General features: G+C 35.7%; 13 protein-coding genes. 2 read left to right on the top strand and 11 right to left on the bottom strand.

Translation table 11 applies throughout. The features are described from left to right. Positions 1-34: 34 nt before the first annotated feature. The 4 genes from Q8G36_RS20625 to catA form a co-directional block, all read right to left on the bottom strand. Complete coding sequence (locus tag Q8G36_RS20625; protein ID WP_305161661.1) at positions 35-1378, bottom strand: sensor histidine kinase; 1344 nt, start codon at positions 1376-1378, stop codon at positions 35-37. Continuing rightward, entirely contained in the window at positions 1375-2076 is a 702-nt protein-coding gene (locus tag Q8G36_RS20620) for a response regulator transcription factor (RefSeq protein ID WP_305161662.1), read from the bottom strand. Before Q8G36_RS20620 ends, Q8G36_RS20625 begins: the two co-directional genes overlap by 4 nt. Positions 2077-2233: 157 nt before the next feature. Continuing rightward, complete coding sequence (locus tag Q8G36_RS20615) at positions 2234-3115, bottom strand: PhzF family phenazine biosynthesis protein (protein ID WP_305161663.1); 882 nt, start codon at positions 3113-3115, stop codon at positions 2234-2236. A gap of 329 nt (positions 3116-3444) precedes the next feature. Beyond that, positions 3445-4092: a type A chloramphenicol O-acetyltransferase gene (gene catA, locus Q8G36_RS20610; RefSeq protein WP_305161664.1), complete on the bottom strand. Its 648-nt coding sequence runs from the start codon at positions 4090-4092 to the stop codon at positions 3445-3447. Between the two features lie 549 nt (positions 4093-4641). On the opposite strand from catA, the gene Q8G36_RS20605 reads away from it, so the two are divergent. After that, complete coding sequence (locus tag Q8G36_RS20605; protein ID WP_305161665.1) at positions 4642-5763, top strand: type II asparaginase; 1122 nt, start codon at positions 4642-4644, stop codon at positions 5761-5763. A gap of 707 nt (positions 5764-6470) precedes the next feature. Here Q8G36_RS20605 and Q8G36_RS20600 read toward each other — a convergent pair. After that, positions 6471-7178 (bottom strand): DNA alkylation repair protein, encoded by a 708-nt coding sequence (locus tag Q8G36_RS20600; RefSeq protein WP_305161666.1) that lies wholly within the window; start codon positions 7176-7178, stop codon positions 6471-6473. 606 nt (positions 7179-7784) lie between these two features. On the opposite strand from Q8G36_RS20600, the gene Q8G36_RS20595 reads away from it, so the two are divergent. Next, complete coding sequence (locus tag Q8G36_RS20595; RefSeq protein ID WP_305161667.1) at positions 7785-8402, top strand: cell wall hydrolase; 618 nt, start codon at positions 7785-7787, stop codon at positions 8400-8402. Positions 8403-9033: 631 nt separating this feature from the next. On the opposite strand, the gene Q8G36_RS20590 is transcribed toward Q8G36_RS20595, so the two are convergent. From Q8G36_RS20590 to Q8G36_RS20565, 6 genes are all read right to left on the bottom strand, one after another. Further along, positions 9034-9450, bottom strand: coding sequence for a VOC family protein (locus tag Q8G36_RS20590; RefSeq protein WP_305161668.1), 417 nt, complete (start codon positions 9448-9450; stop codon positions 9034-9036). A 224-nt stretch (positions 9451-9674) separates the two neighbouring features. Then, positions 9675-10520 (bottom strand): permease prefix domain 1-containing protein, encoded by an 846-nt coding sequence (locus tag Q8G36_RS20585; RefSeq protein WP_305161669.1) that lies wholly within the window; start codon positions 10518-10520, stop codon positions 9675-9677. Continuing rightward, positions 10517-10858 (bottom strand): PadR family transcriptional regulator, encoded by a 342-nt coding sequence (locus tag Q8G36_RS20580; RefSeq protein ID WP_305161670.1) that lies wholly within the window; start codon positions 10856-10858, stop codon positions 10517-10519. The genes Q8G36_RS20585 and Q8G36_RS20580 overlap by 4 nt, the downstream gene beginning before the upstream one ends. 183 nt (positions 10859-11041) lie before the next feature. Then, positions 11042-11260, bottom strand: a complete 219-nt coding sequence (locus tag Q8G36_RS20575; RefSeq protein WP_305161671.1) for a hypothetical protein — start codon at positions 11258-11260, stop codon at positions 11042-11044. A 701-nt stretch (positions 11261-11961) separates the two neighbouring features. Then, entirely contained in the window at positions 11962-12474 is a 513-nt protein-coding gene (locus tag Q8G36_RS20570) for a DinB family protein (RefSeq protein WP_305161672.1), read from the bottom strand. A gap of 154 nt (positions 12475-12628) precedes the next feature. Continuing rightward, on the bottom strand, positions 12629-13033 hold the full coding sequence (locus tag Q8G36_RS20565) for a YbaN family protein (protein ID WP_305161717.1): 405 nt from the start codon (positions 13031-13033) through the stop codon (positions 12629-12631). Positions 13034-13149 lie beyond the last annotated feature (116 nt).

Raw genomic sequence — 13149 nt, 5'->3', positions numbered from 1 at the left:
TGAGAACTTGATAAGAATTCACTATTTAAGAGGCTTATTTAAATAAAAGAGTAACGATCGTTCCCATGCCTTCGAGACTATCCATTTCAATTCGTACATCAATTGCATCAGCAATTTCCTTTGCCATGGAAAGCCCCAATCCTGATCCGCCTTGCTTTCGGCTTCTTGCTTTATCTACACGATAAAAGCGATCGAACACTTTTGGCAATTCAGCCTTTGGAATTCCATCCCCTCTATCTTCGATGCGGATATATGCTTCATTACTTGTTTGTCCTATGTAGACGGAGATATGCTCGTCACTATACTTTCTTGCATTGTCTAAAAAAATAAACAAAAGCTGTTTTAACTTTTGAACGTCCGTTACTGTTTCAATTGCATCGCTACCATAAATCTCCACTGTTCGATTGTACGCATTTTTATATACTTTCGCTAACTCTGCAATGATATCAGTCAGATTAACGTTTTCCTTCTCTATATTCCATTTTTCCTGATGCTTTGCAAGCAGGAGCATTTGCTCTGTCATCTCTCTCATTCTTATGGCTTCAGAATGAATGGCTTCTATGGATTCATCAAACAAATCAGGGCGCTCCAACCCTTTTCTTTTCATAAGATTTGCATAGCTTTCGATGACAGTTAGCGGTGTTTTTAATTCATGTGAAGCATTTGATACGAACTGCTCCTGTTTTTCGAAGTTAGCCTGCAGCAAATCGATCATGTGATTAAAGGTTTTTCCCATTTCCACAAGTTCATCTTTTGATTTTTCCTCTAGGCTAAGTCGCTTAAATTGGCCGCTTGTTTGAATCTCCTTCATCGTATCAATCATCGATCGAATCGGACGGGCGATGAAGTTACTAAGAATAGTGCTTGATATCAGAACAGGTATCATGGCAATGACCGTTACAGCGATTAATACGATCCGCAGAACAGCGAGCATTTCTTCGGTTGCTGTAATGCTTTTGGTGATTTGAAGGTTAACTACACTTCCATCCCCCCAAACGATCGGGTTTGAAACGAATACATACTTTTTCTGATGATAAGTGATGATCGCGCTCTTCTCACCGGGATAAAAGCTGCTATTTCGATTGCTTAATTGTTTTTCAGAATTGGATGTAACAACTGTTCCTTTGGGTTGACCTTCTTTTACAATACCAATCATGCCATCTATAGGCAGATAGGCCCGAAGTAAATCATTTGGTGAAATATTATTAACATTTTTACTAACATCAAAGGCAATTTTCTCTGTCTCCGCTTTCGCGCGATTGAGTTCATTCACCATCATCAGATTACTGAAAACAAAATAAATCGAAACATTCATCAAAAGGAGCAGAAAAATGAATAACACCGCTGTATATAAGTTTATTTTCTTCCGAAGTCTCATTTTGCATCCTTCATGACGTAGCCAACGCCTCTTACAGTATGAATAAGCGGCGTATCAAATCCATATTCGAGCTTTTTACGAACATATCGGATATACACATCCACCACGTTTGTTTCTCCATAGAAATCATATCCCCAAACCGCTTCCAGAATTTGATCCCGGCTTAGCACTTGGCGCTTATTCTTAAGTAAATAAAGAAGTAAATCATACTCCTTTGGCGTTAGGTCAATTCCGTTTTCTCCTCTAATCACTTCGCGTGTTTTGACATTCACCTTTAAATCAGCTGTATTTAGCCATGCATCGCCTTCATCTTCCATTGAAGGCGATGCAGTACGCATTCTTAAAACTGCACGAATCCGGGCAAGCAATTCCTCAATTTGGAAAGGTTTAGTGATGTAGTCATTCGCGCCGAGATCAAGACCGGAAACTTTATCCTCAACCGAGCCTTTTGCAGTTAACAGGATGACAGGGGTGAAATTGTTTTTCGTCCGAATTTTCCGAAGCAGCTCGATCCCGCTTATGCCTGGAAGCATCACATCCAATAAGATCAAATCCCATGTTCCTGATCGATACGCTTCAAGGGCTTCCTTTCCGTCCATGGCCTTTCCGACTTGATAGCCTTCGATTTCAAGCTCTAATTCAAGCAGTCTTAAGATTTTTTCTTCGTCTTCTACGATTAGTATTGATTCTTTATTCAATTTGTAAGGCCTCCTTTTGTGTGGGACTGTCCCCATTTATGTATCATTCATTTTCAAAAATGGATTGGATTATCATCGGTAAGTATGCCTGATCATTCAATAAGAAAAAGGCTGCCTCAGCAACCTAAAGCACCTGTCAGTTGAAAAGGTCAGGTTATTAAAGAAACCATTCACCTTGAGCAACTTTCACTACTTTACCTCCTACATGAACGTCGATTTCCCCGTTAACATCACCTGCTTTTAAAAACAATAAAGAGGGTCTTTCGATTTCGCATCCTTGTTCTACGCGAATGTCTATTTCACTTTTTTCAAAATACCGGTATTTAACTAAGAAAGCAGCTAAACATCCATTAGAACTGCCAGTAGCTGCATCTTCGGGGATACCATAATAGTCCGCAAAGTCCCGAACATTCAAATCATTTTTCGAATCATACGTTTCTGGAGAAAAAACCATAATGGCTTTTGCATCCATATGTTCAATTAACTCAAAATATTTTTCTCTATTTATCTTTACTTTTTTAACTGCTTCCAATGATTTTAATGGGACAACAAGCACTGGAAGTCCAGTCGAAACTTCTTGAATGGGGAATCTATCATCTATGTTTTCTTTATGTATATTTAAAACTTCAGAAATTTTATCTATATCTAAAATCCGGCCAAAAGTTGGTTCATTTTGTTTCATCCATAGAAGCTCTTCTTGATTATTGAATGATACAGTTATCTGACCGCCTTTATAGTTCAAAATAATGTTATCCAATGGTGCTTCTAATATTTCATTTTGAATGATATATGCAGTTCCTAAAGTCGGATGGCCAGCAAAAGGAACTTCTTCATTAGGTGTAAAAATCCGAACATCATAGCCGCCATCATTTATTGAATCGGACAAGATAAAGGTAGTTTCGGAAAAATTAATTTCTTTAGCAATTTGTTGCATTTCATTATCTGAAATACTTTCAGCGTTTTTAAAAACCGCGAGTTGATTTCCTGTATATTTTCCATTAGAAAACACATCAACAATAGAATAATTAATCCTCTCCATAAACTTCCCCTCGTTTACTTTTTAGTTATTTTAAAGAATGTACAAATTATTGCATGTAAAATTTTAAAAATAAAGACGCTATTTACCCAGTTAGCTCCATAAAAAAAAGAGCTGCCCGAGCAACTCTCATGTTAAAAGCCCTATTTACTTTGTACCTTATTTCAATCTGTTCCTGTCAAAATGATATTTTTTTAAGACTTTCGAATTTATATTTAGGTTCGATAAACTCACACCAACTAAAAATAATTAGCGATTTCAAAGGATATGGCGTCCATATCCTTTTCATTGATAGTTGAACTTAATCCAATAGATATTTCCCCAATGAACAACTAGAGCCAGTCTGCACTTTCATCAGCAAACCTTTGTAAGTCATTCATAAAAACACTTGCATGATAACCATCACAAACAGCATGATGAATTTGTAACGAAACAGGTAAGAAACATTCATCTTTTATTTGTGAAGATTTACCCCCAGTTATAATGGGTAAGAGAAAATCTCCACCATTATTAATATTTAAATTAAATGCTGTAAAAGAACTCCAAGGGATCATAGATATCGGAATATTATTATCTGGTATAGGAGTCTTTGGAAATAAACTACCCGTACCATTGTATTCTTCTACATCTTTTTCATACTGAGAATGAAATTCAGAAAACCTACTTACATTTGGTGACCAGATGCTAGAAAATGTGTGTGTCTTCTTATCAAAAACTGTATAAGAAGGCAAAATTTCTGACCAATAACCTAATTTCCCTTCTGGGTTAAAACTGGTTCTAAATTCTCGATGGGAATTAACTATTTTTGTAACCATAAAAATAAACGCAGGATATAACTTATCATTCTTCTTCTTTAAGTTCTTCATAAGAACAGTAATATTAATTTCATTCGTTATACTGAATGTTGTTTGTTGTTGTAAATAGTGTTCAAAGTACTCTTTTCGATACCAATTTTCACGATCAATTATATTGAATTTCATATATAACGCCTCCTAATAAGTTTTATATGATTTAGGAGGCTATTTCCGCTGCTTTTTTCATGACAGTCATCCTTTTGTAAACTAATTTATACCACAACATTATCAAGTGTTCCTAGACTAAAATCAACTTACAGATATTACTTTCTATAACTGAACTGCCCCTTTAGTTGCATAAGACACTTAAACTCACTTCACACTCCTCTCTCTCCAAATTTATTCAATGTAATACTTCCCAGGAATATTGAAGCAAGACCAAGATTTCTTCAAAATGGCAAATAGTCTAACATATCTAGATTATATTAATTAAATTTTTTGTTAACACGCAATAAATTATCTATTTGAAAATATGGTTCTACTGCATAGCGATTCTACAAGAGAGCTAAGATACTATATTTCTATGGGTTTTTTCCAACACCAACAAAAATCATGCAAGATACTCTAACATGATTTTGGGTTTATTGTAAGTAATATCTAGATGTGATAGTATTTTCATATGTCGCACATAATTTAATAAAGTACATAATTTAATAAAGAAGGAGCTAACTAGACATGAACATAAAAAAATATCTAGGAATCACGTTTCTATTGGTTACACTATTATTTTCTGGATCTATCACTGCTATCCATAGCTCAGCAAATAGTAATCTAAAAGAAGAGAAAGTAGAAGCAACATCAACAAATCCCAAGTTAAACAATGTGAAAATCATAGCTACTGGCGGAACGATTGCAGGTTCTGCTACATCCAATACTGACACAACTGGTTATCAACCAGGTACAATTGGTGTTGAAACACTAATTAAAGCAGTTCCCGAATTAAAACAAGCAGCAAATGTGAGTGGTGAACAATTCGCCAATATTAGCAGTAACAATATGGATAATAAAACTTTATTAAAGTTGGCGAAACGAATTAATGAGTTATTAAAATCTAAAGACGTTGATGGAATTGTCGTAACGCATGGAACAGATACCTTAGAAGAAACTGCTTACTTTCTGAATCTGGTCGTAAAAAGCAACAAACCTGTCGTGATTGTTGGATCAATGAGACCGGCTACAGCTATAAGTGCAGATGGACCTTTAAACTTATATAATGCTGTAAAAATTGCTGCTAGTAAAGATGCTAAAAACAAAGGTGTTTTAATCTCATTAAATGACCGGATAGGTTCTGCACGTTACATAACTAAAACCAATACAACCATGACAGATACATTCCAATCTGAGGAACAAGGCTATTTAGGAGCAATCGCAGGTAATAAAATATTTTTCTACAATGAACCCACTCGTAAACATACAACCAAATCGGTGTTTGATGTATCAAAACTAGATAAACTTCCTCAAGTGGACATTATTTATAGCTATCAAAATGATAGTAGATATTTTTACGATGCATCTGTGAAAGCAGGAGCTAAAGGGATCATAATAGCAGGTGAAGGAAACGGTTTAACTTCTGATACTGCTTTTGAGGGTGCTAAAGACGCTGTCAAAAAAGGCGTGATTATTACTCGCTCTAGCCGTGTAGGAAATGGTATTGTTACGAGAGAAAAGATTGACGATGAAAATAATTTTGTTACAGCGGACTCACTTAATCCTCAAAAAGCACGAATTTTGACGATGCTTGCATTAACAAAAACAGATGATCCAAAGGAAATTCAGCAATTTTTTAACGAATATTAATAATTAAAAAATAAGAATTCCTTGATTAACTAAAAGGAATGAAATTTAAAGCATACGCTGGTATAAATCACCAACGTATGCTTTTATTTTTTTTAATCATCCCTTGGTTGAATTATTCATTTATATTTATCTTTTAAGTTATTAGAAATTGCATTTTTATAGTGTTTCTCACTCTACCTCTCTAGGGAAAAAAATAGCCTCCATCCAAAATGAAAACAATAATAGGGGCACGTATTAAATAGATACTAGTTAAAAGCCTTCCATTTCAATGGTAATTATAGAATGTTTATAAAGGTGTACTTTTACGAACGGTAGATACAATGCTATACCGCCCATTTCGGAAATTTTATTCGCTAAGAAAGAAACTGAACCAACAATATCTAAATTCTTTATATTCAACACCATAATCAATATCTAAATAAAAGTGCTTTACACATTTATTTCCCTGCGATTAGCAGTGTACATTTGTGGTATTTAACACTTATGAACGATAAAATTTACTCCACTCAAAACTAAAAGGAATGAATAACATTTCAAATTTCAAAATTCCTTTTTTTACACACTAGGTAAAACTGCCTTGTATTTCTATACGAGATACTGGCTTTAAAATTTTTAACTTTTTCACGATAATTGATACATAATTGCTCAAGTACAGTATCTTTATAATCATCCATAGATTACACTTCAATTTTGCGAGGATAATTTTTTTAACATCTTACATGTTTGCGTTTAAAACCAAGCTTACCTTTATCGACTTCTTTTTGAATACTTTCGTAAGCATTTAGAAAACTGCTTTTTTTCTTGTCCCGTTTGACTTCTACTGTTCCTAGTGCCTTTGCGGTCTCGACTGCCTTTTCATGGAGTGGCACATATGAAATCCCCACCGTGTATAGAAAATTATTCATAGCGGATTTCGTTCGTTCTGGTGAATCGTGAATCGTATTTTTCACAATTTCAAGCATATTGAAAATCTTGCTTTCTGAAAATTCAACGTCTAGCCGATTCCCTAAAAGCCAGCAGTAGCAACTCCAGCCCGCTGACATTCTCAGCTCTTCACCGCTTGTGATCCATTTATCAGCAACTTCTTGTGCAATATCTGACTCTGATAAAGTTACAGCCACTACAAAATCGGACAGCATATAAAAATACGCAGCATCCATCCAACGATCAAAATCCGACTCAGTCATGGTTTTTGGGTCTGCGATAATGCCTGCAAAGTACATTGCATCGTAGTTCCCCGTGGAATAAAGCTCTTCAGCTAAACGGTGACTTATTTTTATTTTCTTTGCAATTGGTTTCATAGCGCCTGTAGCCACGCCAAAAAGCGGCTCATGCGCACCATTGGATATGTACATTTTTTTAGTTCTTTCCTTGCCAAGGGCTTCAAGCTCCTGCATAACCATTTCTAAATTCATCGTTTAGCACTTCCTTCTTTTTGGAGTTTTGCCCCTAATATTTTGCATCAAATATATCACCCTTATCCTATAACAAACTACCATTTGTCAGCAAAACTACCGTCTAATCACATGAGTGTTACGAAGGAATCCACTTAACAACGCTTAGAATCATGGGATTTCCCCTTTGTTCTTGTTCAACTAAACTGTCCCGTTAGCCATCCATGAATCGCAAAAATCGGCGATTCACCACAAAGAATGAAAATGGTTAGGAAGTGTCAATACTGATACTGACCTTAATCCAGTCAACCCTAATCCATAAACTAATTAATTAACGCTCTCCTCTTTTTTTAAAACGATTGAGAAGGGTCTTCTTAAGTATTGTCATTTTTCATTTTTAAAGTATCTAATTTTCATGGTAGTTCCATAAGGGGTCTTGTCGCATTCCATCAAGTTAAAATTTCTTTATACCCCAAAACAGATAGGCGGTACCCCAATAAAGCAGAATTTATCTGAAAATTTCCTCAATTTTTGGTTTAAAATAGGAATAATGTAAGATAAATCTATTTTCCTTGTATGATAAAGTAGAATAGTAGGAAAATGAATCGAAGGATGTGGGATCGTTTGATGTTAAATGTAAAAAAAATGTCGTTTGTTGTTTTTATTTGTTTCATGTTTTTTATACCCAATTCAATCTTTGCTCAAGAAATTTTACACAATGGAAGTCAAGGACAAGCAGTTTATGACTTACAAGAAAATTTAAAGAAAATGGGTTACTTTAACACGCAACCAACAGGGTATTATGGTTCAATTACTGATCATGCAGTGAAACAACTTCAACTAGATTCTGGAATATTACCGGATGGAGTTTTTGGATTCCAAACACAACAAAAATTAAATAGTATTGAAATGATGGCCAGGGTTGTTCATGGAGAAGCTCGAGGAGAAACTTATGAAGGAAAAGTAGCTGTCGCTGCAGTAATTTTGAACCGAATGTCAACGCCAGGTTTTCCTAAAAATACTTACGATGTTATTTTCCAGACAAATGCTTTTACAGCTGTACATGATGGGCAATATTATTTGACCCCAAATAGCCATTCTTATCGAGCTGTTATGGATGCATTACAAGGTTGGGATCCTACTCATGGTTCTGTTTATTATTATAATCCGTTCTCGGCAACAGATGAATGGATTTTCACAAGGGAAACAGTCATTAGAATAGGCAACCACTTATTTGCAAAGTAAAACCAATCTGCATACATATTGAGGAATGATATTTATAGTTTCGTATTATAAATATCCCATTAACTACGTCGTGGGAGATAGTTGAAAGGTCGGGCAGTATTTGCCCGACCTTTTTGGCGGTACCCCCATAAGAAAAAGCTGCCTTAAAGACAGCACCGATCTTCAGCTAACGCACCCGTTAGCCATCCATGAATCGCAAAAATCGGCGATTCACCACAAAGAATGAAAATGGTCAGGAAGTGTCAATACCCATACTGACCTTAATCCAGTCAACCCTAATCCATAGACTAATTAATTAACGCCCTGCTCTTTTTTTAAAAACGATTGAGCAGGGTCTTCTTAAGTGTCATTTTTCACTTTTAAATAAACCTATTTTGATGGTAGTACTATAAGAAAAGCGAAACTTCGCGCCCTATTCTGGAATAGTCCTTTACTAATGTTACCTCGTGAAGCCCCCTTTTCACCTTTTCACTTTTCTAGTACTTTTTGTCTCCTGAATAGTAGTTCAATATCGAACAGTTGGGGTAAACATAACATTATTCAAGACAGCTGCCACTGCACAGATAATTGCTACGCCTCAAAGTGCAGTTTGCCAAACCTCGGTGAACTGTGTGAATGCCGACGGCGAGCGTCACGCTTTTCTGGTCGAACCCAGAACCTCCAAATAGTGCTGATTGTACATAATGCCTAGGATGTTCCCAAAGGGATCGACCACAGAAGCAGTGATGAATCCTTCGCCGCGCTCTGTGGGTGCCTCGTACTCTTTCGCACCCATGGACAGCAGCTTCTGGAAAGTTGCTGTTACATCGTCGACGTGCCAGTACACTACAGCACCGGCCGGGCCAGTCGCTGAACCATCGGGCGCGTAGAGGCTATCGATCAGACCCAGCTCGTGCTGGTAGTCGCCGAGGCGAAACTCGACATATCCTGGACGTTCGAAGTATGGTTCGATGCCCAATAGCTCGGCGTACCACTTCTTTGCCGCTGGTAGATCATCCGTCCAAAAACTGACTGTAGTGAGTCCTCGTAATGTCTGTGTGTCGCTCATAATCGATTTCCTCCTTTATGTTGAGTAGTACGTCCCGATGCTAAACTAAATAACATCTTCTGATTAACTTCGACTTACTTACAAAAAATCCCTTCTCTTATTCAAGAAAATGGCCCAATTGTTGAGATCTCTTCAACTATCCTGCCCCTAAGTTGTATAAGAAAAGGAGCTTCTGATCAGCTCCTAATAATGAGGTAAAGCACCCGTTAGTCCATTTAAGAAATTCAGTTTATAAGTCCTTTAAAATATCTTTTATGATATTTTTTTAAGAATCGCCAAACAATAATTAGAACTCCAAACACTACAAAGAACAAAATCGGTAGATGAAAAATATCCATGTAATCTCCTAATACCATTGAATTATTTGCTTCAATAACATTATGGTAGGTATCCTTATATTCATATTGAACAATCCAACTATCATTTGCACTCGCTACTGTTCCTAAGTCATAATTACTGCTAACGATTTCTTCTTTATTATTCAAATTCTCACCCTGATGTCCAATCATAAATGTTGCATGCTGATATTCAAGGGGGTAGGTGTTAGAAGGTTTTGTTTTTATATCATATTCTTTTAACCATTCTTGTACTTGAGCTTGCTCTTTCACATTAAAGACTGCCAAATAATTTAAATGGTCGCCATGTTCGTCGAAAATAGTATGGAGACCCTCTTTTTCGGAATTTGTAATCACACTATCATCACCTATGATGGTTAACACATTGTTCATGATGATGTTTCTTTCCTCTTGAAAATCGTTTATTTTTGAAAAGGTGTTTACAAAAAAGGTAGCTCCTAGCACAAGTGAAACAAGAGAAAATAATAAGATATACCGCGTAAATCGCTTTTGAACATTAAAAAATTCCGATAATCCTTTTATAAGGTGTTTTTTATCTCCGAAGTTTTCAATGGCAATTCTATTTGCTTCTTCTTCCGACACTCCATTTTCTTTTAACTCATAAACAGCTTCTAGTAAATGTGAGCGCATTTCTTGTTTTAATTCTTCGATTTCTTCTTTATCTCCATCAACATTTCGGTAAACCGAATGAACGTATTCTTCAAGTTGATTCATTTTTTTCTCCCCCCATCTAAAAAAGAATCAATCACATCTCTTACAAATTCCCATTCCAGGCGCTTTTGTTTAAATCCTTCTTCACCCATTGATGTAAGTTTGTAATATTTTCTTCTTCCTCCTGGTCCTTGCTCATCACCCCAGTAAGAAGAAATCCATTCATTCTTTTCTAACCTCTTTAAAGACAGATAAAGCGTACCTTCTTTTAATTCAAATTGGTTATCACTCTTTTCTCGAACAATTTTGGCTAATTCATAGCCGTACATATCCCTCCTATGTAAAAGAGAAAGGATGAGAGTGTCTATATGACCTTTTAAGACTTCCTTATTAATTTCCAATTTTCCCACCTCTTGGTATAAATATATTTTATATTACTTTATAATGCAAGGTATTCATCAAGAAAAAAACAGGTAGTTCTTAATGAACTATCCTGCCCCTTTTGTTCCATAAGAGCTGATCGCCATAGCTCTTTAGAGAACCGAATTCACAAGGTTTTTGCTAAAAATGCACAGCCATGGACTTTACATACCCCCACTTAGAGGGGCTTTTTCATGGGTACAGGTCAGGTATTTTCGGGTTACAACATTAAAATATCCTACATCAATAATTGCTTTTTCTCCTTTATAAGGGCATTGAATATGCGTCAGCTGAAGTGATTCATTGATGATGACCAAGTCTATTGCGTCCAATTCTTTTTTGCAGCACGAACATTTCACAGCTAGTAAGTTTTCTTTTTCCATTAAAGAAGCCCCCCTTTTATAAATAGGTATTCTTTATGTCTAGTTGCTAATCCTACCTGTTCACATAACCGTCAAAAATTCCTTTTTCCATTAAGTATTCAGTTGGTTCATCATAGCTTGTTCAACTAACCTGCCGCGATAGTTCCATAAAGAAAAAGCTGCCTTAAAGACAGCTCTGATTTTCAGCTAACGCACCCGCTATAAGCAAAAAAAACACCAATTGGCAGCTCCGGTTCTAAACTTACATACCTGTTTGTTGAATAAACAATTTAAAATCCATTACCCTGGAATACGATTCTCATTAATTCGAAGGCTATAAAGTAAAATAGACCAACAAATATACTAAGACCTAAAGCGAATTTTCTCCAAAGCCCTTTCTCACTGAGAAAAGAGAACGCGAAAGATATAATGATTCCACATGTCATTCATACACGAAAAGTTGTTACTCCAGTTTCAATTACTCGTGTTATATTTGCAGCCAAGAAACAAATAACCAAGATAATTAAAGCAAACGATATAACCCCTAAATATTTTTTCATGATTCCCCACCCTTCTCCTCTAATCAATTTTACCAAATTTATATATATGTATTTTTTTATTATTGAATTATCCTGCTTCTTTAGAACCATGAGAAAAAGAGCTGCCTAAGCAACTCCTCATTAAAGTATAGCACCCGTTAGTTGAACAAGATAACGAACATCTCAACTTTGGCTAAACCATTTACGCAATTGGCTAATATGAGCTTGATGATACCTATTATGGTCTGCTATGTGCCAAATACCCCATTTAATTGTGGCTTCGTTACCATTTTCATATACAACTGGTCGATTTAATTGTTTATCTGTTAATTGGTAGCATAAAGATTTAATCATACTTATAACATCGTCATAATCATTTAAGAGTACATCCAGTAAAATGCCTTTAAGTTGTGGTAACTTGTTGTTTTCATCTAACATTGGTCCATATTTCTCTTCAAGTTCTAATGGTATTACCTCGTCCTTTATTCTATACACCCAGGTGAGGTCTACGTAAGCTAAATGCCTTAGTATTTGGGCTGTACTGTTGTATTTCTGGTTAGGACCTTTATAATCTATTTCCTCTTGTGACATATTAGCAACAATAGATTTTAACCGTTTATAATTTCCGTCCACCATTGAGTAAAGAATTCCTGTAACAGTGTCCATTTCAGGCTCGCCTCTTAAATCTAAAAGCATCCAACCACTCCTCAGTTCTTGTTACGATGTCTACCAATATTATACTTTAAGTAGACTATATCTAGTTATTGAACTAACTGCCCCGTTAGTTCAATAAGAAAAAGAGCTGCCTAAGCAACTCCCTTATTGAAGTAAGGACCCGTTATTTGAAGGTTCAAAAAGATCTTTGTTTCGTACTGTTTCGGTCAATCGTCTTAATTTTTTTAATGAAATAATAATGTTTGTAGAGGGCGAGCACTACCAATAAGATTTTCACTAATAGGATGTCCACATAAAATACAGAAATTACGATGAAGAAATCGGCAATTAAATTGATTCTGATTTTCTCTTTTAGAGTCATACCTTTTTTTTGCAGGAATGCTTCAACGTATTTTTCATATAATGAGGTGCTTTTGAACCAATTTTCAATCGACTTGGAACTTTTAGCAAAGCAAAAAGCAGCAAATAAGTAAAACGGACCGCCCGGCAGAACTGGTAAAACAGTCCCTGCGATACCAATCAAAAGAGATATGGCCCCAAGAAGAAAGAATAGGATACTTTTTACTTTTTTTATTGTCATCACCTTTTTATTTATATTCTATCCCCTTATAACGTAAAGAGGAAGCTTAATTGATTCAATTCATTGATTAGTATCTTCCCTTTTAGTTCTTGAACTAACCTGTCCCCGTTTGTTTC

Origin of the sequence: Peribacillus frigoritolerans (assembly GCF_030676415.1) — a bacterium.
Lineage (GTDB): Bacteria > Bacillota > Bacilli > Bacillales > DSM-1321 > Peribacillus > Peribacillus frigoritolerans_A.
This window is presented reverse-complemented; position numbering and strand designations above follow the sequence as displayed.